The sequence below is a fragment of the Microbulbifer maximicatervae (SeqCode) genome, assembly GCF_052467695.1.
In genome coordinates, this window is the sequence record NZ_CP174320.1 from 1,540,475 (window position 1) to 1,566,630 (window position 26,156).

23 protein-coding genes and 1 tRNA gene are annotated in these 26,156 nt (G+C 47.4%); 18 read left to right on the forward strand and 6 right to left on the reverse strand.

Annotated features, from left to right (window positions below):
- Window positions 1-55 precede the first annotated feature (55 nt).
- Entirely contained in the window at window positions 56-1,027 is a 972-nt protein-coding gene (locus ACJJI8_RS06705) for a DnaJ C-terminal domain-containing protein (RefSeq protein ID WP_444906717.1), read from the forward strand.
- 5 nt (window positions 1,028-1,032) lie between these two features.
- The gene (locus ACJJI8_RS06710) at window positions 1,033-1,353 is read left to right on the forward strand and encodes a chaperone modulator CbpM (RefSeq protein WP_413665909.1); all 321 of its coding nucleotides are present in this window, start codon (window positions 1,033-1,035) and stop codon (window positions 1,351-1,353) included.
- A 6-nt stretch (window positions 1,354-1,359) separates the two neighbouring features.
- On the opposite strand, the gene ACJJI8_RS06715 is transcribed toward ACJJI8_RS06710, so the two are convergent.
- Together ACJJI8_RS06715 and ACJJI8_RS06720 are read right to left on the reverse strand one after the other, a co-directional pair.
- Window positions 1,360-2,346, reverse strand: coding sequence for a glycerophosphodiester phosphodiesterase family protein (locus ACJJI8_RS06715; protein ID WP_444934598.1), 987 nt, complete (start codon window positions 2,344-2,346; stop codon window positions 1,360-1,362).
- A 138-nt stretch (window positions 2,347-2,484) separates the two neighbouring features.
- Window positions 2,485-3,465, reverse strand: coding sequence for a calcium/sodium antiporter (locus tag ACJJI8_RS06720; RefSeq protein ID WP_444934599.1), 981 nt, complete (start codon window positions 3,463-3,465; stop codon window positions 2,485-2,487).
- A 348-nt stretch (window positions 3,466-3,813) separates the two neighbouring features.
- On the opposite strand from ACJJI8_RS06720, the gene ACJJI8_RS06725 reads away from it, so the two are divergent.
- From ACJJI8_RS06725 to ACJJI8_RS06770, 10 genes are all read left to right on the forward strand, one after another.
- Entirely contained in the window at window positions 3,814-4,065 is a 252-nt protein-coding gene (locus ACJJI8_RS06725) for a hypothetical protein (protein ID WP_413663971.1), read from the forward strand.
- A 274-nt stretch (window positions 4,066-4,339) separates the two neighbouring features.
- On the forward strand, window positions 4,340-5,419 hold the full coding sequence (hppD, locus tag ACJJI8_RS06730) for a 4-hydroxyphenylpyruvate dioxygenase (protein WP_444906715.1): 1,080 nt from the start codon (window positions 4,340-4,342) through the stop codon (window positions 5,417-5,419).
- A gap of 14 nt (window positions 5,420-5,433) precedes the next feature.
- Window positions 5,434-5,994, forward strand: a complete 561-nt coding sequence (locus ACJJI8_RS06735) for a VOC family protein (RefSeq protein WP_444934600.1) — start codon at window positions 5,434-5,436, stop codon at window positions 5,992-5,994.
- Window positions 5,991-6,998: a fumarylacetoacetate hydrolase family protein gene (locus ACJJI8_RS06740; protein WP_444911876.1), complete on the forward strand. Its 1,008-nt coding sequence runs from the start codon at window positions 5,991-5,993 to the stop codon at window positions 6,996-6,998. Before ACJJI8_RS06735 ends, ACJJI8_RS06740 begins: the two co-directional genes overlap by 4 nt.
- A gap of 641 nt (window positions 6,999-7,639) precedes the next feature.
- Window positions 7,640-8,377 (forward strand): YopT-type cysteine protease domain-containing protein, encoded by a 738-nt coding sequence (locus tag ACJJI8_RS06745; protein ID WP_444906712.1) that lies wholly within the window; start codon window positions 7,640-7,642, stop codon window positions 8,375-8,377.
- Window positions 8,378-8,994: 617 nt separating this feature from the next.
- Window positions 8,995-9,732 (forward strand): YopT-type cysteine protease domain-containing protein, encoded by a 738-nt coding sequence (locus tag ACJJI8_RS06750; RefSeq protein ID WP_413663975.1) that lies wholly within the window; start codon window positions 8,995-8,997, stop codon window positions 9,730-9,732.
- Between the two features lie 205 nt (window positions 9,733-9,937).
- Window positions 9,938-11,722 carry a DUF885 domain-containing protein gene (locus ACJJI8_RS06755; protein ID WP_444934601.1) on the forward strand — a complete coding sequence of 595 codons (1,785 nt, stop codon included), beginning with the start codon at window positions 9,938-9,940 and terminating at the stop codon, window positions 11,720-11,722.
- 251 nt (window positions 11,723-11,973) lie between these two features.
- Entirely contained in the window at window positions 11,974-13,017 is a 1,044-nt protein-coding gene (locus ACJJI8_RS06760; protein WP_444934602.1) for a DUF5700 domain-containing putative Zn-dependent protease, read from the forward strand.
- Between the two features lie 268 nt (window positions 13,018-13,285).
- Window positions 13,286-14,269, forward strand: coding sequence for a glycosyltransferase family A protein (locus ACJJI8_RS06765; RefSeq protein ID WP_444934603.1), 984 nt, complete (start codon window positions 13,286-13,288; stop codon window positions 14,267-14,269).
- On the forward strand, window positions 14,266-15,492 hold the full coding sequence (locus ACJJI8_RS06770) for a glycosyltransferase family 2 protein (RefSeq protein ID WP_444934604.1): 1,227 nt from the start codon (window positions 14,266-14,268) through the stop codon (window positions 15,490-15,492). The genes ACJJI8_RS06765 and ACJJI8_RS06770 overlap by 4 nt, the downstream gene beginning before the upstream one ends.
- 84 nt (window positions 15,493-15,576) lie before the next feature.
- On the opposite strand, the gene ACJJI8_RS06775 is transcribed toward ACJJI8_RS06770, so the two are convergent.
- The 3 genes from ACJJI8_RS06775 to rtcR all read right to left on the reverse strand — a co-directional run bounded on the left by ACJJI8_RS06775 (window position 15,577) and on the right by rtcR (window position 19,597).
- Complete coding sequence (locus tag ACJJI8_RS06775; RefSeq protein WP_444934605.1) at window positions 15,577-16,359, reverse strand: TSUP family transporter; 783 nt, start codon at window positions 16,357-16,359, stop codon at window positions 15,577-15,579.
- An 88-nt stretch (window positions 16,360-16,447) separates the two neighbouring features.
- A complete protein-coding gene (locus tag ACJJI8_RS06780; protein ID WP_444934606.1) occupies window positions 16,448-17,938 on the reverse strand; it encodes a C13 family peptidase in 1,491 nt (496 codons plus the stop codon).
- Window positions 17,939-17,998: 60 nt separating this feature from the next.
- The gene (gene rtcR, locus ACJJI8_RS06785) at window positions 17,999-19,597 is read right to left on the reverse strand and encodes an RNA repair transcriptional activator RtcR (protein ID WP_444934607.1); all 1,599 of its coding nucleotides are present in this window, start codon (window positions 19,595-19,597) and stop codon (window positions 17,999-18,001) included.
- Window positions 19,598-19,816: 219 nt separating this feature from the next.
- Here rtcR and ACJJI8_RS06790 point away from each other — a divergent pair, with 219 nt between their 5' ends.
- The 5 genes from ACJJI8_RS06790 to rtcA all read left to right on the forward strand — a co-directional run bounded on the left by ACJJI8_RS06790 (window position 19,817) and on the right by rtcA (window position 23,903).
- Window positions 19,817-21,046, forward strand: a complete 1,230-nt coding sequence (locus tag ACJJI8_RS06790) for an RtcB family protein (protein WP_444934608.1) — start codon at window positions 19,817-19,819, stop codon at window positions 21,044-21,046.
- A gap of 46 nt (window positions 21,047-21,092) precedes the next feature.
- The gene (locus ACJJI8_RS06795) at window positions 21,093-21,221 is read left to right on the forward strand and encodes a hypothetical protein (protein ID WP_444915049.1); all 129 of its coding nucleotides are present in this window, start codon (window positions 21,093-21,095) and stop codon (window positions 21,219-21,221) included.
- Between the two features lie 14 nt (window positions 21,222-21,235).
- Window positions 21,236-21,307: transfer RNA gene (locus ACJJI8_RS06800), tRNA-Ser, on the forward strand.
- Between the two features lie 369 nt (window positions 21,308-21,676).
- Complete coding sequence (locus tag ACJJI8_RS06805) at window positions 21,677-22,837, forward strand: slipin family protein (RefSeq protein ID WP_444934609.1); 1,161 nt, start codon at window positions 21,677-21,679, stop codon at window positions 22,835-22,837.
- Window positions 22,838-22,883: 46 nt separating this feature from the next.
- Complete coding sequence (gene rtcA, locus ACJJI8_RS06810) at window positions 22,884-23,903, forward strand: RNA 3'-terminal phosphate cyclase (protein WP_444934610.1); 1,020 nt, start codon at window positions 22,884-22,886, stop codon at window positions 23,901-23,903.
- A gap of 201 nt (window positions 23,904-24,104) precedes the next feature.
- Here the strand turns inward: rtcA and ACJJI8_RS06815 are convergent, their stop codons facing one another.
- Entirely contained in the window at window positions 24,105-24,548 is a 444-nt protein-coding gene (locus tag ACJJI8_RS06815) for an SRPBCC family protein (RefSeq protein ID WP_444892517.1), read from the reverse strand.
- 378 nt (window positions 24,549-24,926) lie between these two features.
- Here ACJJI8_RS06815 and ACJJI8_RS06820 point away from each other — a divergent pair, with 378 nt between their 5' ends.
- Entirely contained in the window at window positions 24,927-26,126 is a 1,200-nt protein-coding gene (locus tag ACJJI8_RS06820) for an alginate export family protein (protein WP_444934611.1), read from the forward strand.
- Window positions 26,127-26,156: the final 30 nt, after the last annotated feature.

Below are 26,156 nucleotides of genomic sequence, written 5' to 3' on the forward strand. Positions count from 1 at the left end.
ACTGACATATTCTTCTGCTAGTTAATTAAATTATGCATGGCAAAATGGACCATCTTTGGCTTTTATTAAAGCCATGGAATACAAGGACTATTACAAAATACTCGGCCTGGATCGGAGTGCGGATCAGGCACAGATTAAGCGTGCCTATCGAAAATTAGCACGTAAATATCATCCGGATGTCAGCAAAGAGGAGGGCGCCGAAGAACACTTTAAGGAAGTAAATGAGGCCTATGAAGTATTGAAGGACCCAGAGAAGCGAGCTGCTTACGATCAGCTCGGCAGTGGTTTTCAGTCTGGCCAGGATTTCCGACCACCCCCCAATTGGGACCAGGGTTTTGAGTTTCACGGTGGTGGATATACCGAAGCTGATCCTGAAGCTTTTAGTGACTTCTTTGAAAGCTTGTTTGGCCGCGGCGGGTTTCGTCAGGCTTATGGGCAAGGGCAGCGCCGCTCTTACAGTGCCCAGGGTGAAAATACCTATGCCCGCATCACAGTAGATCTCGAAGATAGTTATCGTGGCGGTACACGCCAAGTAACCTTAAAGCACTCGGTATTGGGTGCAGATGGGCGACCGCAACTGCGTGAGCGCACTCTTAATATAAAAATTCCCAAGGGGATCACTGAAGGGCAACAGATTCGCTTGGCTGGACAGGGTGAGCCTGGCATTGGAGAAGGTAAGCCTGGTGATCTCTACCTGGAAATTGCTTTCAACTCTCATCCCCTTTTCCATACAGAAGGTAAAACGGTTTACCTGGATTTGCCTTTGGCTCCCTGGGAGATAACGCTTGGAGCCAAGGTTCAGGTACCCACTCCCGATGGTCCCATTAAAGTGACCATTCCAGCAAACAGCACCAATGGTAAAAAACTGCGCCTCAAGGGCCGCGGTATCCCGGCAAAGCAGCCGGGGGATATGTATATAGTGATGCAAACTGTTACGCCGCCAGCCACTACTGATAATGAACGCGAGGCATACCGTCAGTTTGGCGACGCATTCAACTTCAATCCCCGCCAGTCCATGGGAGGATAATTGTGATGCCTAAAAAGGTTGAGCAGCTTAGCGGTGTTCTCCTGGATGAAGAGAGTGAGTTAACTTTGAGTGAACTGTGTCGGGCTTGTGGTGTACCGGCGGAGCGCATTATTGCCTTGGTTGAGGAGGGAATTATTGAGCCGCGTAGCAGGGAAGTGCAGTGGCGCTTTAGCGGAATTTGTGTGCGCCGTGTGCGCCGGGTTTACAGCCTGGAGCGAGATCTGGGGGTAAATCTTGCCGGCGCTGCATTAGCGATAGAGCTGCTGGAAGAAATAGAGCGTCTTCAGGCGCATCTGGCACGGCTGGAGAAAGGTCGAAAACGCTAAGGTTATCTATTGTCTTGATTTTAGATATGGGCCAATCAGCTCGATCTTCTCAATCCAAATAGCTCCGCTATATCCTTCGGGTAGAAAACTGAGCTCTTCCAGTGTGTAAATACCGGGCAAGCCCCGCTTGCCATTTTTATGGTCCACTGCCATCACCAAGCTATTGGCTTTGGCCACTCGTTCAGAGTAGCGATTGGGCCAGCCCCACAAAGCCCATCGCCAGGTATTGGGTGCAACAACAATACTGTTCCGGCAAGACTCGGGAAAGTAGCCACTCCAACCGAACAGTGCATATTGCAAAGCACATTGTTTGGCGCTTGTCTTGCTGAAGGCCAATGCATTTGGCCGCAACTGCCGTATCCTTTTAATTGGGCGATCGCCACCGTAGACCATGAGCCGGGAATTAATAGGCAATTGGTGTTGCCGAAGATAGTTATCCAATCGTTCTGCTTCTGTTAGATCATTACTCTTAATATTGATCAGAAACTGCTTGCCGGGAAAGTGCAGCAAGACCTCTTTTAAAGTGGGAAGTAAACCCACCCCCTGGCCACGAAAGGGAAATGTCTTGCCGCCATCAAAGGTATAGCCGTAACCAAGATCCAGCTTCTTTAAGTCCTTTATGGACTGTTCCCGGGTGACACCTGTTCCATCCGTGCGGCAGTCTAGGGTCCAGTCGTGAAATACTGCGAAGTCGCCATCAGTGGTGGGATGGACATCGATTTCGACAATGTCCGCGCCATGAGAAAAGGCAGCTTCCATAGAGGGAATTGTGTTTTCCAGATAGCGGTGTTCCGGGGTATAGATACGGACTGCGGTGCATTCGTCACGGGTCAAATTATCCCGGTTGTAAGTTTGGTAAACGCCGCGATGGGCAATCAGGATCGGTTCCCCTTGCTGGGCTGTCGCCAGCCAAGAGGCATTGAGTAGGTAAATTGCACCGAGTCCAAATAGGGCTGTTAGAGCTACGGTTTTGCCAATGGTGCTTCTCTTCATCTAGCTGCTCTGCACTTTTCCTTGGAAGGTGTTGCAGATATTAGTCAGTTTTTGGGAAGAGAAATGGGCGCAGAGGTGGCGAATTATGGTGAATTCAGGCAGTAACTATGGGGTGGTGCGGCACCACCCCGAATATTATCAGAGTGCAGCTTTGGTAATGGTTCCCACCAGGTAGCCGGTATATACGAGGTAAGCAATTAGCAGCGCGGAGCCTTCCCAGCGATTGATTCGGCCCTGGCCTTTGAAGCCGTAGGCAAAAATAAACAGGGCAATTGTGAGGCCGAGAACCATCGGCCAGTCCCGGGACAGCACCTCGTGGGGTACGTTGTTCATGGGAGCAATAGTGCCGGCAATGCCAACCACCGCCAGTAGATTGAACATATTGGAGCCGACAACGTTACCGATGGCGATATCGTGCTCACCTTTTCGTGCGGCCACTAAAGTTGCGGCCAGTTCCGGCAGTGAGGTTCCCAGGGCAACAATAGTCAGGCCTATCACCAGGTCACTGACCCCCAAAGATTCGGCAATGGTTACTGCTCCCCATACGAGAATTCGGGAACTGACAATCAATAGCACCAGTCCCGCTACCAACCAAAATATGGCAGTTCCGAGTGGCATAGGGTTGTCTTCCAGCTCAGTTTCTACTTCTCCCTCAAGCTGGTCACCTTTATTGCGCATGGCAGAAAAGATACTCCAGCCGATCAAGGCGAAGAAACCGAATAACAGAACAATGCCCTCCCAGCGCTCCAAGCGGTCATTCCACAGGAAGGCACCACTGAGCAGGGTGATTGCCAGCAGCAGTGGCAGCTCTTTACGCACAATCTTTGAGTGTACCGATAGTGGGATCAGCAGGGCACTGAAACCGAGAATCAAACCGGTATTGGCAATATTGGAACCGTAGGCATTACCCAGGGCGAGTCCGGGGTTGCCATTCAAGGCGGCAATGGCTGAGACCACCATCTCCGGAGCGGAAGTACCGAAGCCGACAATCACCATGCCTATTAACAGTGTGGGCATGCCGCAATGTTTAGCAGTGGCGGCAGCTCCATCCACAAAACGATCGGCACTCCAGACCAGCACAATAAAGCCAGCAATGATGGCAGCAGCGGCGAGAAGCATAGGGGGTCCTCAATAAATACATTCAGGCGGGGTTTTTACCCGACAAACGGGGGCCGATTGTACCGGCTCTGGCAAATACAAAAAGGTATTCAGTTATTTGGATGGGCTGTCAGGGGCAAATTAACGTAAATGTCCCGTCAGTCAGATGGTTTCGCTGCCAGTGTGGGCTACAGTCAATGCATGGCCCGGTAAATCTGCAGGGTAATAATGGGATGGCGCGCCTAATCGCAAAATCCCTGAGCTGGTGGAGATGTCGGGTAAATCTACGCGGGTCGCACAAAGCAATGCGCGGCAGATTCCGCGATATCCATGTCACCGGCCGCTAAGCCGGGTATTTAGGAGGCCTTTATGAGACTCAAAGCTTCAATTGGGATACTGGCCGCGGCGATGGTTTTGACCCTGTCTGCCTGCGAACAGCGCAAGAAAGATGAAGGGATGGACGGCAATAAAGGAATGGGCACCGCTGAAACCGGTTGCTGCCAGCATGCCGAAAATGCCTGTGCTGGAGATGTGAGCAAATCCCAGTGCGACCAGATGACCGGCAAGTTTCACAAGGATCATATGTGTCGTACCGATACCGGTAAATGCACGCGTAAGTAAGGTCGGCTGTGCACGGGTGTGGCGCAACCACTGTGTCGCACCCGGCTCCCGATTACTCTCCCGATCCTGTCCAAGGACCCGTTGCCAGCTGGTTATGCTCCCAGGCGCTAGCTTTGGAGACTGGTGACTAAAAACACTCTTCTAGTACTCATTTTTTAGCTGATCCAGAGTTCCTTGACATTAGTTACATCTGCAACTAACTTCGTTTGCGCTTTAAATCCACAATCCGCAGCCCCGCTTTGAAGTGCTGCGATGATAAGAAATGGAGGACCGCATGGCCGACTTATTTGAAAACCCGATGGGACTTAACGGCTTCGAATTCGTAGAGTTTACAGCGCCGGAAAAAGGCATCCTTGAAACCGTTTTTACCGCCATGGGCTTTGAGAAAATCGCCCGTCATCGCTCCAAGGCAGTGGAGTTGTGGCGCCAGGGTGATATCAACTTCATCACTAACTACGAGCCCAACAGCCACGCCTATTACTACGCCCAAGAGCACGGTCCCTCCGCTTGTGGCCTTGCCTTCCGCGTAAAAGATGCCAAGTTCGCCTACGAAGAGGCCCTGCGTAAAGGTGCACAGCCTGTTCATGTGAATACTGGCCCGATGGAACTGCACCTGCCGGCAATCAAAGGTATTGGCGGTGCGACCCTGTACATGATTGACCGCTACGAAGATGGTGAGTCCATCTACGATATCGACTTTATCTGGGAAGAGGGCGTAGAGCGCCGCCCCGAAGGTTGTGGTTTCCACACCCTGGATCATCTTACCCACAACGTGTATCGCGGCCGTATGGATTACTGGGCCAAGTATTACGAAGACCTGTTCAACTTCCGCGAGATTCGTTACTTCGATATCAAAGGCGAATACACCGGCCTGCTGTCCAAGGCGATGACTGCACCGGATGGCAAGATCCGTATTCCGCTGAACGAAGAAGCAGCTGGTGGCGGCGGCCAGATCGAAGAGTTCCTGATGAAGTACAACGGCGAAGGTATCCAGCATATCGCCTTTGCTTGTGATGACTTAATTGCCTGTTGGGATCGCTTGAAAGAGCGCGGCATGGAGTTTATGACCCCGCCGCCGGACACCTACTACGAAATGCTGGAAGAGCGCCTGCCTGGGCATGGTGAACCTACTGAAGAATTCCAGAGCCGTGGCATCCTGCTGGATGGCACCACTGAGGGCGGCCAACCACGCCTGCTGCTACAGATTTTCTCCGCTAATATGCTCGGCCCGGTATTCTTTGAGTTTATCCAGCGCAAGGAAGATGAAGGGTTTGGTGAGGGTAACTTTAAGGCCCTGTTCGAATCCATTGAGCGCGACCAGCTCAAGCGTGGCGTCATTAAAGAAAAGGAATAATAACGGAGGCTTCAATGGGCATTAAGCGCATTCACCACGTGGCGTATCGCTGTAGGGACGCCAAGGAGACCGTGGAATTCTACCGCGATCTTCTCGGCATGGACTTCCAGCTGGCCATTGCCGAAAACGAGGTACCCTCAACCGGTGAGCCGGACCCTTACATGCACGTCTTTATGGATGCGGGTATGGGGAATGTGCTTGCCTTCTTCGAAATCCCCAACTCCCCGGAGATGGGGCGCGATGAGAACACACCCAAATGGGTACAGCATATCGCTTTCGAAGTGGAGTCCATGGAAGAAATGCTTGAGACCAAAGCGCGACTGGAAGCGGCCGGGGTCGACGTACTCGGCCCTACCAATCACACTATCTTCCAGTCGATCTACTTCTTCGACCCCAACGGCCATCGTATCGAGCTGGCCGCCAATACCGCCAAGCCCGGTATGCACAAAGAGCTGAAGCGGGTTGCTGAGGATATGTTGGAAGAGTGGTCACGTACTAAAAAAGCCCCAAGGCACGCCGCCTGGATGCATGGGGAAGAAGAATTTGTGGAAAAAACTGAAGGGGAGGCACCGTGAAGTTAGCCAGCCTTAAATCCGGCCGCGACGGCCAATTGGTTGTTGTTAGCGACGATCTTACCCGTATGGTGCCAGCTGGCGATATTGCCCCCACCATGCAGAGTGCGTTGGACAATTGGGCATCAGTCAGCAGCGAGTTGGAGAAGCTACACGAGCGCCTGCAAAGTGGCGAGATTCAAGGGGAAGCCTTTGACCAAACTCTGTGTGCCTCGCCTTTACCGCGCGCATATCATTGGGCCGACGGTAGTGCTTACGTGAATCATGTTGAGCTGGTGCGCAAAGCCCGCGGTGCCGAGGTGCCGGAGAGCTTCTACAGCGATCCGCTCATGTATCAAGGTGGTTCCGATACCTTCCTGGATCCACGCGAGCCGGTAAAGATGCCGCAAAGCAATGGCTTTGGCATCGACTTCGAGGCAGAAATTGCCGTGATCACCGACGATGTTCCTATGGGGGTGTCCGCTGAGGATGCACTGTCCCATATCAAGTTGGTAATGTTGGTCAATGATGTATCCCTGCGCGGATTGATACCTGCGGAACTGGCCAAAGGATTTGGTTTCTACCAGTCCAAACCCTCTAGTGCTTTCTCCCCTGTTTGCGTAACCCCTGAACAATTGGGTGAAAACTGGAGCGAGGGTAAATTGCATCTGCCACTGGTTTCCCATTTGAATGGTGAGAAGTTTGGCGAGCCCAATGCCGGTGTGGATATGACCTTCCACTTCGGACAACTGGTCGCCCACGCGGCCAGAACTCGTCCACTTTGCGCAGGCACCATTATTGGCTCTGGAACGGTGTCCAATAAGTTGGATGGCGGCCCCGGTAAGCCTGTAGCAGAAGGCGGTGTTGGTTACAGCTGTATTGCCGAGATTCGCATGATTGAGACCATCCAGAATGGCTCTGCAAGCACGCCATTTATGGACTTTGGAAATACCATTTCCATCGAAATGCTCGATGATCAAGGGCAATCTATCTTTGGACGTATTGAGCAGACTGTAGAGCAGGTATAACACCGCTTAGCCAAACCTCGATCGGATTTTATCCCCTGGAGTTAACGGCCTAGGGACAGAATTTGGTCGAGGCATCTTACCTATCACTTTGCTGTTGAATCATTCCTGCCTAAATTTTTCACAACTAACTTATAGTGCTGTATTGAGTGGCTAAAAGTGTGCTGGCAAAGAGACCGGCACAGACGTTGTTGCTTAGTTTTTTATGCAATTTATTGCATAGCTTTTTACTCGCATACCTACTCTAGCAGTTTGCTGTTACAAGCCACTTTTTTAAACTGATGAGTTTTGTAAAAGTGTACTTTCTATAAATTGCTATGCGTCTTATTTGAGATTAAGAATGATAAATATTTATAAGTAATAATATCTTCTTATCTCTATTTTGTCTTCGCAGTTAGAAACGGCTAAATATTGTCTGTTGCCAGATTATTATCGGCTAATAGATTTCAACAAAGTAGGATTCAGGCAAGATTAACGCTGGATAAAAAAATAGTGCCAGAGTCGATTTAAAAAGCGCTTTTATACTCTGTTGGCCCTGGAACTTTTCTGGTTCAATGCCCGCCCAATTCACAGGCGCTACAAATTTTCAGTTTTTAAAAAAGGATTTGTGCAGCGTTTTTATCTCATAAAATGAGGGATCGAATATGCCTATTTGGGTCGATAAAACCGTTCTCGCTGTAACTGGAACACGCGTAAACCCCGTACAACAATCTGTAGCCAATCATCGGGGTCAACTGACATACAACTTCAGCCAGTGTAAGGATCCGGTAAAAGCACAAATCACTATTCACGAAGATACTTCCGGTGGTGTTTGTGAAGCGCTTTCCGCTTTTTGGATCAAGTATCACTCTGATGGAGGGAGCTTGTGGGATTGGTTAATGCCGGCGGGTGCACTGGATGAACAGCACTTATTTCACGTAATGACCCTGCAACAGGCGGGCACACAGAATAACCAGGACAGAACTACAGAAGCCTGGCTGAGCACACAAAATATCTTCCCTACCAGTCAAAATGTATTTGGTGGAGCTTTCCCGAATGGCCGGGGAGGAAATACTATCCGGGGTATTCACAATCCCCGTAGAGCGCAAGGCCAGAGTGGCGTTTTCTCTCCCAATGCTTTGGCCAGGGAGATTATTTTGGATCAGACGGGTGGTGCTGGATGCTATAAGAAGATAGGTCTTGATGGCACTTTCGCTGGTCATGCAATGGCTGCCTGGGTTGCGCAGGACATTACTTTCTTTGACCCCAACTTTGGTGAATTTTGGTTCGAATCCAGAAATTCATTTTTTAATTGGTTTACCCAATCATTTTGGCATAACTCTATGTATTCAGTAGGGCTAAGTGGTGGCTATGAAGTTCGCTCTTATGCTCGCCGCACATAAATTAGCAGCAGCTGTTTTATAGTGGTTAGCAATCCACTACCAATTTTTTCCTCTTAGCCCTTCCCCCATGGGCGCTCGGCAGCCGGGTTCACCCGGCTGCCTTTTTTAGTTATTACCACTTCTACCTATTTCACTTCTTATCATTGACTCATTTTCAAGTCGTAATTATCCGAAGGTAATAAGCTCTATCTCTGGAAAGATAAAATCAATTGTCGCCAACTACAAAAAAATATTTCCATTTAGATAGTATCCATGTCATAGGTCAATTTTTTTGCACCAAAAATAGTACCAGAGTCGAATTAAAGGACCTGTGTAATCTGACTGGCAAGTGTAGTTGGGTCTGTTCTAGCATGGAATTAATCGTAAATAGCCGTGATATTCTTACCCATAAAAAATAGTGCCAGAGTCAAATAAATACTTGCGCCTCAATCTATTACGAACTGCTATCTTTGGCCTGAGAAAAGAGTGCCAGAGTCGATTTTAAAAAAAAATGGACACCTATCTGCCCTGTAATTTTTCTGTTTCAATCTAATGCATATACCGGAAAGCACTTCTCAGAAGTAGTTAACTAATCGCTGAATAAGTGTTTCTACATTGTGAATACAGGGGAGATGGACATGCCGATTTGGTTTGATAAAACAGTACTTGCACTTACCGGGACAAGGGTTGGTCCTGTTCAGAGATCTGTGGCCCAGCACGGCGGCACACTTCAATATAATTTCAGTCAATGTTTGGATCCGGTGAAGGCACAGATCACCATACACCAGGATACTGCTGGCGGAGTCTGTGAATCCCTGAGTGCCCACTGGATCAAATTTCACGCAGAGGATGGAAGCCTTTGGAATTGGCTCTTCCCCAATAATACATTGAGTGAGCAGCATCTTTTCCATGTGATGACCTTGCACCAGATTGGTGGAAATGCACCAAACCAGGATCAGGTCTCAGAGACGTGGCTGCAATCTCACAATATTCTGCCTCTTCAGAATAATGGCGGTGTGGGTATCGCTGGGCCAAATGGTCAGCGCCAAATTCACGTGGTCACAGGCCCTCGTTTAGATCGTGGGCAAACTACTATGCGCAACTCTGCAGCGCTTGCCGATGAAATTATTAGGGAGCCGACGAGAAGCGCTGGCTCTTACAAGAAAATCGGTATTTCAGGTAAGGTGGGTGCCCACGCCATGGCAGCCTGGGTTGCGGAAGATGTGTTGTTTTTCGACCCAAATTTTGGAGAATTCTGGTTCCCAACCAAGAACGCATTCCGCAACTGGTTTGTGAACTCTTTCTGGAATACATCTATGTATGCCATTGGTCTGAGTGGGAGCTATGACGTGCGCTGTTATGCGCATGCCACCTAAGTTGCCAGCCAACTGATTGACCGCTTGGTGGAGGAAATTATACTCCTCCACCCTGCTTGTGGCGGTATGTCTATTCCGCTGAGTCACTATTATCCATCCTTCGTGTATAGTGCTGGTACAAGCTTGCCACGCCTACTCTGTAGGGTAACTAAAAGAGCAAGCTCTGTTGTTCTTTTTAGATACCAACAGCACTACGGAGCCAAGGGTGAAATTCAAGAAATCACTTACCTACTACCTCAAGTCCCTAACAGGACCGCTTATTGCCACTAGCCTATTGATGCCCTCAGCCTGGGCAGCAACTGCTACAGAAGAGCTTCAAAGTGTTCTTAACGATCACTGGCAATACACGCTGAGAGAAGACCCGATTACTGCCGGGCGAGTTGGCGTTTCCGATTACAATCGAGAACTGCCCGGGGTAACTGCAGAGGATCGTCAACGTCGGATAAAGGCTGAGCAGGCCTTTATCCGGCGCCTTGAGGCTATCGATCAAAGTAAGTTAAGTGCTTCAGACCGCGTCAATAGTGAGCTTCTCTCTTGGGTTCTTGCCAGCTCAGTTGAGGAAGAGGAACTGTTTCTCGACCGAATTCCCCTAAACACCTTCTCAAGTTTTTACGCAAGTGCGCTTGAGGCAAATAGTGGTTTGGCGATGAGGGATATCGCCGATTACGAGGACTATATTGCCCGTATCGGTGAATTTGGTCGCTACTTCGATGAGAACATTGCCAATATGCGCGAAGGTATTCGCTCTGGCTTTGTGTTGCCCAAAATCGTTGTAGAAGGTATAGCGCCAACGGTACGCGCTCAAGTATATAAAGATCCCAGTAAAAGCAGCTTGTATAAGCCTTTTGCTGAGATGCCGCAAACCATCGCGCCCGATGAGCAGAAGCGTCTGCGAGAGCAGGGTTTAGCTGTGATTAAGCAAGTAGCTATTCCCGCATTTGGACGGGTAGCGGATTTCCTTGAGGGCGACTACCTAAAGGCGGCCACAAAGACTTTGGGTGCTGAACAGATGCCTGGTGGTAGCGACTACTATCGCCACAACATTCGCTACTACGTGACCCTGGATCTGGACCCTGCGGAGATTCATCGCACGGGCCTTGCCGAAGTGAAGAGAATCCGCGCGGAAATGAAAGCTCTGATCAAGGAGTCAGGCTTTAAGGGCAGCTTTACAGAATTCACCCAATTCCTGCGCACAGACCCACAGTTTTACGCTAAAACGCCGGAACAGCTGCTCAAGGAAACGGCCTATATATCCAAGCGGATTGACTATGTATTGCCGGAGTTCTTTAATTTATTGCCGCGTACTCCCTATGGCGTGGTACCAGTTCCCAGTGAAATAGCTCCTAACTACACTACGGCCTCCTATAATCCAGCCGCCATTGGCGGTACTCGCGGTGGTGCCTACTGGTTGAATACTCACGGGCTGGACCAGCGTCCCTTGTATGAGCTACCTGCTCTTACCTTGCATGAAGCTGTACCGGGCCATCATTTACAAAATGCTCTCTCGCAAGAGCTTGAGAATGTACCGGACTTCCGTCGCAACCTTTATCTGAGTGCTTATGGAGAAGGTTGGGCCCTTTATTCAGAGCGACTGGGTAAAGAGATGGGACTGTACACCACTCCCTATGAGCACTTTGGGCGACTCAGCTATGAAATGTGGCGTGCCGCACGCCTTGTGATTGATACTGGAATTCATTCTCAGGGGTGGTCACGACAGCAGGCATTAAACTTTCTTTCCAATAATACATCCCTCTCTCCGGCTAATGTACGCGCAGAAGTAGATCGCTATATATCCTGGCCGGGGCAGGCGCTATCTTACAAGATGGGGGAAATTAAAATTCGACAGCTGCGAACTCTTGCGGAAAAAGAGCTTGGCGATAAGTTTGATTTGCGATCGTTTCACGATGCACTGCTAAGTAATGGTGCTTTGCCTCTTTCGATGCTGGAAGAGCAGATGCAGCGCTTTATTGAAGAACAGAAGTCTGCCTAAGCCTCCCCTGAATCCCATTCACAATCTGCGGGTGGGATTCAATCTTGTCAAGATGTCCTCTGTCGTAAGCAAAACTTTCTTTTAGATAGCTGAAAACACAAGCTCCTTTAGTGGCGTAAAATGCAATATTTTTGTCTCACATTTGGAGTGGAGGTTGTGTAGGCAATAAAGGTCTAATAATCACACAATAAGCATTCTTTTTAGATTAAATATCTGGTTATTCTTTTCTTTACATTTTTACGAGAGGTAAAATGAATATCTTTAAGTGCGTGATTTTTTTAGGCTTGTCACTGATAAGCCTTACGGCTTTTTCCTCAGCGAAAGTAACCGATAATATAACAATTGATTTTGAGAGTGCTGATAGATTAGTTGATATTTTATCTGGAGACAAAGTATCTGATGATCAATTAGATCAGCTAATGAGTTTGCAGGGGATACGAGCAACGATCCATCAAACCTCAAGATTTGACAGTAAAGCCAATACTGAGTCATTTCGGTCTAGTTTGATCGACGTTGTTGAAGGTAATCCAGTTAAAAATGATCCCTTTAGATTTCAACAGTTAAATGAACGATTGTCCGAAGTTGAAGATATACTCAAGATAATAAAGCGCAATCCTCAGCAATACTTAAATAGTGTAAAGAGGGGAATTGGTGATTATTCTCCTAAAGATATTTCCTTTGATGCCAATATTTTTATAGTAGTCGGGGGAACTTCTGACGGTTGGGCCCAAGATGATAACTTTTATATTGCCCTGCAGTATTTTAAAGGGGACTATGAAGGTTTACTGACGCTTTCAACACATGAGTTATATCACGTTGCTCAGTCCAATTTTTATGGTAAGGGAAAAAATCCAGACTCTAATTGTGAGAAAATATTAAATCAAACCCGCTTGGAGGGGATAGCCTCTATTGTGGGTTCTCCATTAAGTGTTACAGACGGAAAAGAGTACACAGAATGGTTTAAGAAAAAATTCAAGAGAAATTTACAGCGAATAGATAGTAACTTTGTTTTATTTGAAACAATGCTTTTTCGTGCATGCATTGACTCAAGTTTAGACTTTGACAAAATCTATCATTTGGGTTTTTCTGCAGTATGGGATAGCCCGCTGTATTTTGTAGGTTTCTATATCGGCAATAGAATCGAAGAGTTAAAGGGTAGAGACTATCTAATCTCACTTTTGCAGGAATCACCTTCAACTATCTTTAAAGCTTATATCAAGCTTTATAAAGATGAGAAAAATAAAGATTTAATAAAATTTGATAAACCGATTGAAGATATTATTCTTGCCATATAGCACCTAATTAAAACTCTAAGAGTTGGTTCTGGAAAAACTAGGCGCCTTGAGTAGGCGTCTAATTCTCTTGTTACATACCCTAGCCTTCCCGAAAGTATCTAGTTTAAGCAAATTATCGATTAATAAGTTTGAAAAAAGGTGTATAGCTGTCTACTTTAAGTGGTACAGCCTTTATCAGACTTGATTATATTCAAATTAATTTACTTATTGTATTTACATTTAATTCTGCTGCTTTGGGATAATTGAGAGAATTATAAAGAGAATTTGTATGCCTAACAGTAAAGTTGGGGTGGTGATACCAACATACAATGAAAAAGATAATATTGTTAATACGTTGAACTCTATTGTTCATAATAATACGACTGATGTAAAAATTTACTTATCTGACGATAATTCCTCAGATACCACGGTTGGGTTGGCCGCTGATTTTCTTCAGAAAAATAGAATCCCATATAAAATTATTTTAAACGATAGTAACAATGGGGCAGGCTATTGTAGGAATAGTGCTCTAGATCAAATAGCTGAACCGCTGACTTTATTTTTTGATGCCGATGATCTAATCCTCCCAAATATGTTGGATCGAGCTGTTTCAATTGCTACAAAAGTTAACAGTGATGTTTTGTTGATGGCCTATCAGTGTAGATTTCCGGGAGGCACTATTAATCTCGGTATGGCAGGTGATGATAATTTCATTTTCTACAGAGCGCTTAGAACCTTTGGTAACAGGACTTTTTCCACTTTTGATCATGATAGCATTCTATGTTTAACACCCTTCCCTTGGAATAGATTGATTAAAACCAGTTATGCAAAAAGGGTTTCCCTTAGATTTTCACAAACGCCTGTACATAATGATGTATTAGCACATTGGAATTTGCTCACAAATGCTAAAGATATTGCATTATTTGAATCCCCTTTCTGTAGTCATAATGTCGACTCCGTAGGAAATAGGTTGTCAAATATATCAGATGCACGGCGTATATCTGTATTACAGGTTTTTGATGAGATTGAAGACTTCTTTAATAAGAATATTAATCTTAGAGATAGGTTTTACCACTTGTATGTAAAAAGCAAGTTAGCATTATTTAACTGGTGTTGGCGTAATCTTGACGAAGAGTATAGGGGGAGCTTTCAATCTCAGTTTACAAGATCTTTTCTATCATTGAGTAATGCGGATTTGAGAATGCTCTTTGACAAAGATCCAGATACTGCTAATTCTATATTAGATTACCGAACTTCAGTGGTATGCGCATGATTTCGATTGTCATTATTTCAAAGTCTAGCGGTGTCTATCTCAATACTTGTCTGCAGAGTATTATTCGACAGCAATACAAGGATATAGAGATTCTTGTCCTTCACTCTTGCGAAAATGATGGACGAAACCGGATTAATAACTTTACAGGTTCAATGCCCAGAATTAGAAGTATTCATATTCCGAGCACTTCACAGATTGAAGACCAGCTAATTTTTGAATTTGGAGTAAAAAATACTTTTGGAGACTATGTTGGATTTATCGATGAGGGAGATTGTTGGTACCCTACATTGATCCCTAAATTACAGGATATAGTCAATAGTGAGAATCCAGATATAGTATTTTTTAGCCATAACAAACCCCTACAAAAATTCTCAGAATCCATTGGCGATAAATCCAGGTTTATTTTAAAAATAAATTCTATAAATGTTAGGAGGTTTTATCGCAGGGACTTTGTTTATGGAAATAAAATATCCGAATTTATTTTGGGTTCCTGCGTTAATGGTCACTCTCTACATTGGATAACAACCGTCAAGGCTAAATCAATATTAGTTTTACCAGAAATTGGGTCGTATAGTTTAGTCAACATGGATGAAAAGAAAAGTGATCTAATGGTTCATCAATTGGTGAATCAATACCACTTTGTATTTGACTACTTAACAAAAAATGCTAGTGATGCGGATTATAAGAATGATCTTCTGGGGTGTTGGTTGCTGTATTTGATAGAATTACGACCGCTTTATGGTGATAAAAAAGTAATTTCTCTATTAATTAAGTCAAAATTAGTCGAAAAATATACAGAAAGAGAATTTAATGAAGCTTTAGGCGCTCTGAAGTTAGACAGAGATAAGCAGAGTTTGGTGAGAGAGTGGTATTCTGACTGCAATAAGATGGATAAATATTTAAATCTATTTTATAGGTTGCTGCCATCAAAGCTATCTAGCTATATACGACATAATGGTTTTAGATACTCCATGAGCAGAGGGTTTCAAATTACTTATTATCGACTGCCTGACTGGGTAAAGTCACTGATAAAATTTACCTGGAAAAGAGCCAAGAGAAGAGTTTCCAATGATGAATTACTAGAGAGATTAGAATATCTAATAAAACAGAGCCGGTTTGAGCAGTATATGTCGATAATCAATGAAGATTTTGAGAGCAAGCTATCGAATCAAATCACCGAGATCAAGAAGGAGTTGATGGAGCTTAAAAAAGAAGTTCATTAAAGATCTTTTTAGATACTCCATAAAACAATCCAAAGTCTTAATATTTAATCTGATTTTTCTGAGTTCCAGCCACCTCCATACCTTTCAGAAGATATAATCTATCCATCCCATAGAGTGGATATATTTTATTAACATTCCACCACACATAAGAACTACCATTCCCCGTAAATAACCAGGATTAATTTTAAGTAGAAAATGAGATCCCAGCCAGGCACCTATAACTTGTCCAATCATCATTAAGATTCCCGCAGCCCATAAAACTTGACCGGCAAATAAGAATACGATTAAAGATGCGATATTAGTGGAAAAATTGAGAGGTTTTGCATTGGCCGTGGAGGTTAGTAAATCCTGTCCCCTACAGGCAACGCCTGATAAGGCAAAAAATGACCCAGTTCCGGGGCCAAACATACCATCATAGTAACCAATAAATGGGATTACGCCATATTGGTATTTCTTTCTTGAGACCTTGGGTTTAGTACTACTATGAGTAAGGGATGGAGAAACTATAAAATAAATAGCGATAAATAAAAGAACAGCAGGGATAATAAATGACAAAACATCAGTATTGATGAACTGTACTGCTATTGTGCCCATGGCTGCGCCAATAAAGGCAAATAGCATTAGATTTTTAATTCCATCCCAACTGATCTTGTTGTTTTTAAGCATCATGTAGGTAGCAGTTGCAGTACCAATACTGCCTTGTAATTTATTGGTGCCCAAGGCAGCTAGTGGCGGGACGCCACTAAGAATAAGGGCCGGTACAGTTATCAGGCCGCCCCCACCTGCTAGTGTATCAAGTAGGCCCGCAATAACGGCGACGAAAAACAATATAAACAATAACTCTACAGAGAGGCTAGCGAACTCCAAGAAGGTATCTCCTTTCGCCTGGTATTATGGTAGATAGTGATTAGTACCAAAAATAATTTTTTAGTCGGTTTGCACCGGAATTCCAAAATTAATAAATCGATTTTTTTCCATGCCACCACATTAGGAAATTCTCTCCCACTGAATATTGGGGCAGGGAGTGGCGGCTTCTTTTAATCCCCTGTTCCTGTTCCATCTCGGTTACTTTTAACTTGGCGGCTTCAAACCATGCCTCAGGATTATTCACTCCCTGATTGAGGGCTTCACCGTAAAGCGCGGAACTAAACCAGGTGCGATCGGAATCATCGCTACATCCAAAGGAGCTGCGATCCGCAGCGGCCGAAGTAAAGATGACCCGATTGGGGCTATGTAGGGCTTCTACCCATTGACCGGAAAAGCAGGCTGAAACAACGATCCACTGGTACTGGGCGTTAATATTGTCCAGCAATCGTTGCCCATCTTTCAGTGAGAAATCATTTAGGGGAATCTCCCCCTCGGCAATTTTGAAATCTCCATTTCGAGCACCATGGCTGACCAGGTGTATAAGAAGTAAATCTTCTTTGGGGTCCATTAACTGATCAATTGCATTAAGGCTTTCCTGGATACTGGTGCGGGTAGCCAGGGGGAAACCGTATCCGCCGCCGTTACTGAGGCGAAGCATACGTTGGTCAATGCTAAAGGCTTCATCGAGGCGCTCTGCCACCCAGTCCAGCTCCCTGGCAAATACTGGAGAGGTACCGTCACCACCTATCAGTAGGGTGTAAATATCGCGTACGCCGGGCCGCTGTGAGGGGAGGGCGGTTATGGCGCTCTGTAAGCGCTCACTCTCACTGTAGAGCCTGGCTTCTGCTTGGGCACCGGGAATATCTGTCTGTGCGCGCCAGGCGTCTTCGCTGGGATAATAGGTACCACCGGAGAAATAGGCAGACTCCTCGACAGTGTTTCCTTCAGCATCCGTACTTATTCGTACGCCTTCTCCTTCTGCTTCTCCATAGCGAAAAGTGGCACGGATAATCGTGCCATCAGGCTGGGTGAGTTCACCTTCGCCGGAATAGGAGCCGTACTCGAAGCTGCCGGTATAGCGATAGCCATCGCTATCTGAGTAGCTGCCCTGTATTAAGTATCCGTATTCAAAGGCGCCCTGATAAAGGCTGCCATCTTCCGCAGTGAGTTTGCCTTCGCCGTGGGGATCAAAATCTAAAAATTCACCATGATAGCTCCCATCTTCATCCCAATTTAAAGTACCGCTTTGCAGCTCCCCTTCACGGAATTCTCCCGCCCATTCAGTTTCATCGCAGTTATAGCGGCCTTTGCCATGGAATTCTCCATTTAGGAACTCCCCTTCGTAGCTACAGCCATCACTTCCAGTTAGCTCACCTTCACCTGTCATGCGACCTTCTCGAAAGTCGCCACGATAATGACTGCCATTGGGCCATTCGAGCTGACCCTGCCCATGAAACAGACCGTTAAGCATCTCGCCTTTGTAAACAGAGCCATCTGGCAAGGCGGTACCACCTGCGAACTGGGTTGGCTCACAGGCGCTGAGTAAGAAAATAAACGGAGTTAAATAGGTGTATCTCATTCCATGATCCAGCGTCCGGCTTTTGGAATCAGACTAACAAAAAAAGATGCCAAAGGGCCTCTATGTTTTATTCAACTGGTCGAATTTAAGACCGTATTTATCTAAAAGTTGGCGTACCCGGTGTGAGTCGTTGTTGGATTTTTTTGAGGTGCGGCTCACTTGAAATAATTTGCGTCCGGCCTCTGCCATCGAATTGGACTCTGCACAAACCTGAATTAGCCCAGCTAGTTTGATTTGCTCGTAGAAATCCATCTGCTCGATGCGGTCACGCCCCAACAGTGTTTCGATACGGGCAAGGGGTAGCGATGAATCTGTTAGTGGGTTTTGCCATTTAATTCGCAACCTATGGATTTCCTCTTCCACTACCTGAGTCGTGATACGCCCACCGTCGGCGAGGGTACCCATACGCAGGATACTGGCGTTAAGATCGCGAAAGTTCGCAGACCAGCTGGCCTCGCGGGAGCGCCCAAAGCTCAAGTACTTTTCCCGTGCTGCTTTATTAAAGCTGACAAGGTGTCCGGATTTCCTGGAGAAAGCCTCCAGCTCAAAATCTATATTGGGTTCCAGGTCTTCAATGCGCTCTCGTAGAGAAGGCAGTCGGTAGGTCCACAGATCGATACGGGCGAGCAGGTCCGCGCGAAATTTACCTTCTTGGCAGAGCTGTACCAGATCCCGGTTGGTACCGGCGATCAGCTGGAAGTGACTGCTTACTTCCTTATCAGAGCCGAAAGGCATAAAGCGTTTGTGCTCAATCGCACGCAATAACATGGCCTGCTCGTCCAGTCCCAACTCACCGATTTCATCGAGAAACAGCAGGCCCTTATCTGCTTCCATTAGCAAGCCTGGACGGTGGGTGGTGGCACCGGTATAGGCGCCTTTACGATGGCCGAATAGGGCGGACATGGCATTTTCGCCGCGCAGAGTGGCGCAGTTAACGGCTACCAGGCCACCCTCCAGCTTGCCCCGCTGCTTGCGTAGTTCAAAGACACGCTGGGCCAGCTGGGATTTACCTGCCCCTGTGGGACCGGTAATTAGTATGGGGGCGTCGGAGCGAATCGATACCTGCTCCAGCTGCTCGATCATCTGGTTAAAAGCGAGATTATTGGTCTCGATTCCCCCCTTCAGATAGGTGGTGCCCTCCTGGTGTTCCTTCTGAAAGCGCGAGGCAATCTGGTCGTATTTGGACAGGTCCAAATCGATGATTTGGTATTCGCCCGGCAAGCTACTGTTCTTTCGCGCTGGGGAAGTTTGCAGCAGACGCCCGGGGAAATACCCCGCCTCTGTTAACAGGTACAAGCAGATCTGAGCTACATGGGTACCGGTGGTGATATGCACCAGGTACTGCTCGTCATCCGGCTTGAAGCTATAGGCGCGGGCGAAATCCAGCAGATTGCTATATACGCTCTCGAAATCCCAAGGGTCATTGAAGTTCACCCGGTGGTGGACCACTTTGGTCTCTGGAGAGACCCGCGCAATATCTTCTGTGACCTGGTCAGCCAGGCTTCTCGAGTGGTTGTCGAAAAGGAGCTCCAGCCTATCGATCAATAGGTCATCGTGCTGGCACATGGAAATGTTTGGGCGCCACTTATCCCAGCGCTTGTCGCCTTTGCCGCGCCGGTCCTTGCTGGTACCGAGAATACTGATAGCGATTGTCTTCATACTATCTAAAATATAATTTAACTATCAAAAAAGATAGATATTCATGAATTACTTGTCTCAAGAAATCTACTAAAAACTCCTGAGATGAAAAATAAATCTTTAAAAAACAATAAGTTAAAAGAATTTTTCAGTTGTCTGCAAAAGTTGGCACCCAATTCGCTATATCAATAACTAAATGAAACACATGAATACCAAGCGCGGTTTCAAAAGGAGTGGAAGATGAAACCAATGCCATATGAAGTGATGCAGGCAGGTGGGGTACCGATTAAGTCCTGGACCCTGGGTGTGCCTTTTGAAGATGAGGCCAAAGCGCAGCTCAAAAATATCTCGCAGATGCCATTCGTCCATAAATGGGTTGCGGCGATGCCCGATGTACATCTTGGCAAAGGCGCCACCATTGGCAGTGTGGTCCCAACTCTGGGGGCAGTAATTCCCGCTGCCGTAGGGGTGGATATTGGTTGCGGCATGATGGCGGTTCGCACCAGTCTGACGGCGGGGCAACTGCCGGACAACCTGGCTGGAGTGCGCAGCGCCATCGAACGCGCCGTGCCCCACGGCCGCACTGGCCGGCACCGGGGGAGAGGGCGGGACAAGGGGGCCTGGGAGAATCCACCGGACGATGCACTTGCCGGTTGGGCGCCTCTAGCCGCCCAGTTTGAACTGCTCAAAGAGAGGCATCCGGTATTAAAAAATACTAATAATATTAATCACTTGGGAACACTTGGTACAGGCAATCACTTTATCGAGATGTGCCTGGATGAACAGGGTAGCGTGTGGTTGATGTTGCATAGTGGCTCTCGGGGAGTGGGAAATCGAATAGGCACTTACTTTATTGAGAAAGCCAAGCGGGATATGGAGCGCTGGCATATCCACTTACCGGACAGTGACCTGGCCTATTTCCCGGAAGGTACAGAGCACTTTGATGACTATGTGCAGGCGGTGGAGTGGGCGCAGGAGTTTGCCCGTATCAATCGCGAAGTAATGATGGTGCGAACTATTAGCGCGGTGAAGCAGGCCCTGGGGATGGATTTTGAGGCACGGATGGAAGCGGTGAATTGTCACCACAATTACGTTTCCCGTGAGCATCATTATGGCAAAGATGTGTTGGTGACCCGGAAAGGCGCTGTAAGAGCGCGTGCCGGTGAAATGGGTATTATTCCCGGTAGTATGGGGGCCAAGTCATTTATTGTGTGGGGGCTGGGTAACGAAGAAAGCTTCTGTAGCTGTAGCCATGGGGCCGGACGAGTGATGTCCCGTACCAAGGCCAAAAAGCTGGTCTCCCTGGAAGAGCATCGCGCGGCCACCGCCGATGTGGAATGCCGAAAAGACGAGGGTGTGATCGATGAAACCCCATCGGCCTACAAACCTATAGAAAAGGTTATGGCAGCACAGAAAGACCTGGTGGAAATCGTCTACACCCTCAAGCAAGTGGTTTGCGTCAAAGGCTGACGCGTTTTAGGCCAGGGATCGGCCGAACTAAGGCAATTGCTAAAGTATGAAGGCCGCCGGGCGAATTCGCCGGGTTGCCGCAACCGAGTTTGAGGCCTTTAGCCCGTCAGCGGAGCCGGTTCTGAATCCCGGCCCGGCACCACCGCCTATGGCGGCAGGTGTACCCACGGGATAGAAGTTCAAACGCCTACTTTGTAGCTCATTTGGTAGAGCAGTCGATAACTTATCGATTGGTAGCAGGTTCGATTCCTGCCAAAGTCCCATCGTTATCCAAACGACCTGGAAAGAGGCGAGAGCCTGGGGTTCGACTCCCCATTAAAAATCTACCCGGGGTCCGATAGCCTCTCGATACGGTAAATAGGATTTAGCGATTTACTGCGGAGGCATTCTGGCAACTGTGTCGTTAATCGTGGGTCTGCCCTGTGCGATCCAGCGGCAAGATTTATGATTGTGTCTCCTGGCCAAGGATTTTGGCTGCAGGCTCAGGGGGAGCCATGTGGGGGAAATCGTAAGTCCTCTGCCGCTGGGCCCCGCTCGGCACAAACGGTTTACCACCTTTCGCTGGACGGGCCCCACCCTTGCGGCCCAATGGGGTAGCGCAGTATAGAAATGGAATAAAAGATAAGAACCATGATATCTCTGTTCAAAATATGGAAGAACGTGGATGTTGCGGATAGCGAGCGAGTGCTGCTATTTCGCCGCAACCGTTTTGAAGGGGTGCTGCCACCTGGCAGCCATCGTATATCCCTATTGTCCGGTGATGTACGGGCAGAAACTTACGATATTACCGATGTGGTATTCGGTGAAATCAAAGCCAAATTTTTGTTAAACACCTATGGTGAGATCCTTGGTGACTACCTGCAATCCTATGAATTGTCAGACCATCAGGTGGGATTGTTTTACCGGGATAATCACTTGGTCGATATTTTGCCACCGGGTACTTTTCGTGCTGTGTGGAAGGGCGGTGAATCCGTGCGGGTGGAAATCCTGGACATCTCTGAGGAATACGCCATCGATAAAAAAGTCCTGGGCTTACTGGGGCGAGGTGTACGTGCTGGACAAATGCGCACCGCCCTTCAGGCGGTAAGCTACAACGAGATTCCCGATGAGCACGTGGGCCTGTTAATGGTCAACGGTAAGTTGGAAAAGGTGTTACAGCCCGGCTGTTATGGCTACTGGAAATACAACCGCTCTATCGAGGTCAAGGTACTGGACTTGCGGTTGAAAACCATCGAAGTCAGCGGCCAGGAAATCCTGACCAAGGATCGGGTCAGCCTGCGTATCAACTTGACTGGTGCTTACAAAATTGCCGATGCAAAAAAAGTAGCGCTAAAGCTCAGCGATAGTACAGGTTTTATTTATCGCGAATTGCAGCTGCACTTGCGCGAGGCAGTGGGTACTCAAACCCTGGATAGCCTTCTGGCTGATAAGGACAGGTTGAATATTGTGATTGCGACTGGCATCCGCGACAAGCTGGCGAAATATGGTATCGAGCTTACCAGTGTCGGGGTTAAGGATATTATTTTGCCCGGCGATATGAAGATGATCCTCAATCAGGTTGTAGAAGCGCAGAAGGAATCTGAGGCAAATCTGATTAAGCGCAGAGAAGAAACCCAAGCAATGAGATCTCTGCACAATACCGCCAAGCTGATGGATAACAACCCGGTATTGTTGCGCTTGAAAGAACTGGAAGCTTTGGAACGGGTCAGTACCCGCATCGATAAAATTTCCGTATATGGCGGTCTCGATGGGGTGATGAATGAGTTGGTGAAGTTACGTCCTACGGCTTAAAGGCGCCATTCACCAAAAAAAGATGTAAATTTTAAGGAATTAAACAGTGATTGAGATAGACGGCGCCCAGGGGGAGGGCGGCGGACAGATTTTGCGGACTTCCCTCACCTTGTCTGTTTGTTTAGGGGTACCGGTTCGAATTAAGAATATTCGAGCAGGTCGTAAAAAAACCGGTTTGTTGCGTCAGCACCTAGCCTGCTTGCGAGCAGCCAAAGCAATTAGCCATGCCGAAGTCAGCGGCGAACAATTGGGTGCTTCGGAAATTACTTTTGCACCGGGAAAAGTGCGTCCCGGTAAATACCACTTTCCTATTGGCTCGGCCGGAAGTACCAGTTTGGTGTTTCAAACCGTGTTGCTACCGCTGTTATTGTCCGATGGTGTCAGTGAGCTGTGTCTTGAAGGCGGCACTCACAATAAAAAGGCTCCTAGCTTTGATTTTATAGCCCAGGCATATTTGCCCCTATTGGCTCGTATGGGCGCTGGTGTGGAGGTGGCCCTGGATGATTATGGTTTCTATCCTGCCGGGGGTGGTTCATGGCGCACACGTATCCAGCCGCTATCGCAGTGGTCAAAACTGGAGCTGACAGAACGGGGTGAACTTCTGAATGCTGAAGCTGTGGCGACCTCGGCCCATATTCCTGCTCATGTGGCCCAGCGGGAGCTGGCGCAGGTACGAAAGAAGTGCGAATGGCGATCGGAGCGTCTGCATCAAAGGCAGGTGAAGTCCCAAGGGCCTGGCAATGTACTCTCCCTGCGTCTGAAGTCCCAGCAAGTGACTGAGGTGCTTGAGGCTATGGGGGAGCAGGGTGTTAGCGCTGAGCGCGTTGCCGATCGCGCAATTCGGCAGATGCAACGCTATATGCACGCCGACGTGCCAGTGGGCGAACATCTGGCCGACCAGCTTATACTCCCATTGGTGCTGGGGGCTGGTGGAAGCTTCACTACCCTGAAGCCGAGCCTCCACCTCTTGACCAATATCGAAGTCGTGCGTCAGATAACAGGAGTGACCATCGGTTTGAACCAAGTGGGAGAGGATCAGTGGCGAGTAGTGGTTGAGAACTGCTAAGAGAAAAGAAAGCCCGATGTTAGGTACAAGGGGCTGGGTTGCCCCAGCCCTGAGATATTGCCAAAGCCGTCGAAAAGTTGTTTAAAAACAATAGGTTAGAGTTTTAGTGTTCTCTGTAGATGCAGCGGTAAACCGGAAGGCGATTAAAAGCCCTGCTTTCACACCTTTTGTTCCCCGCATTTGCGGGGCACGTTTACCTCACTAATAGCTATTTGGTTTGCCAGTCCCATCTTTGAGGTAATCCTGAAGACTTCCTGGCAAATAGTAATCCCATCCGCTTTTGCACATCTTCCAGCATTTCATCTCTGGCGAGAGACCGATATGGGTAAAGGTGAGGCGGGTACCACCGGGTTCGCTAGCAAATTCAAAGCGAAGAGTACTGCCTTGCCACTCTTGGGGATCATCAACCTGCTCAGAAACCATATAAGACTCTACACACTCAAGTTCGATTAACTTCTGCGGCACCAAAGCTTTGGCGCGAAACACCCAGTAGGACTCGCCACCAAATCCGGTCTTGGCGGTATCACCCACTGCCAGGAAAGGGCCGCTAGTTGGCGTCCACCATTGGGACATCTTTTCAGCAACTGCCCGGTAAGCTTCTTCCTGAGTGACAGGGCTTAAGAAAGAGGTGGTGTAGTCAGGCATGATTGTCTTTCCCTTTTGTTTTCATTGCTGGAGCGAATTTGAATATAACTTTTAGCAGCTGGCATTACTTTCACAAGTTTTTAATCCCATTAATTTTTCTGGTAAATATGAAAGCTATTTCGTTTTTTGTTAGTAGCCGCCAGCTTTGTATTTTCAACTGCGCTTAATCAATATTCTTTCCCGTAAGAAATTTTTATTCATAAACCTCCGGTAAATCTTTCTAAAAGCGAGGCATCAATCTGATATACATCAATAAATCGCTGGGTACTCCGCCTGCATAATTCACTCGCACTGGGATAACTGCTGTGATCGGTAATAGTTTCGATCATATTTGTGCAGTTGCCTTCCACCCAAAATATTTTTGCAAAGGAACGGCGAATGAAACAACAGAAATTATCCACCGTAATCGCGGCCATCATCCTTGGCATTTCCGGCTCTCAGGGAATTGCAGCAGAGAATGAAAGCGCCACACTCACTGATGCCCTGACTTCAGGGCAGGCGGGGGTAAATCTTCGCTACCGGATAGAAAATGTTGATCAGGACAATATGGACGATGTTGCTATCGCCTCAACCTTGAGAACCCGCCTGAATTGGACCAGTGGCAGTTACCGTGGTTTTGATGCGTTTTTTGAAGTGGATAACATTAGTGAAATTGGCAACGACAATTACAATTCCACCGTGAATGGCAATACCGAGCACCCCGTGGTTGCCGACCCCCAGGGCACAGAGGTTAATCAAGCTTACTTAAAGTACAGTGGTTTTAACTCTATGGTGATTGCTGGTCGACAGCGAATTAACCTGGATGATCAGCGCTTTATCGGTGGCGTGGGTTGGCGCCAGAATGAACAGACGTATGACGGCCTGCGTTACCAATTTGGCGGGGAAGGGGAGTTACAGCTGGATTACAGCTATATCTACAACGTAAACCGTATTTTTGGTGAAGACAGTGACTTATCGGACCTGGATGGGGATATTCAACTGTTTCATGCCAGCTATCCATTGGTAGAAGCGCATAAGTTAACTGCCTTCTTCTACAACTTGGACCTGGATAACGCTGAGAGCTTCTCATCCCGTACTTTCGGTGCCGCTTACCGGGGAGATTTTGGCCTGTTTGAAACTCAGCTGAGTTATGCCCGCCAGGAGGATATCGGCAATAATCCCAGTAATTTTGCAGCCGACTATTACCTTGCTGAAGTTGCCGCTCCATTAGGGCCAGTAAAAGGCAAATTGGGTTATGAAGTTCTGGGTTCTGACGACGGTGTGGGTTTTAGCACACCACTGGCGACACTACACAAATTCCAAGGCTACACAGATAGGTTCATTGAAACTCCAGCAGATGGTGTTGAAGATTTATATCTCGGTGCCAGCCTGGCGCTTTCCGGGGGAGATTTGGGAATTACTTACCACAGTTTTGAGGCCAATGAAGGTTCAGCAGATTACGGGACTGAATGGAATATCAGTTATGGTCACGAGTTTAATGAATATTTCTCAGCGTTGGTAAAGTATGCCGCTTACGATGCAGATGAATACAGTGAGGATACCGATAAGCTCTGGTTGATGCTTACAGCAAAATTCTGATTTTTGTTAATTAACAATTTTTAGGTAGAT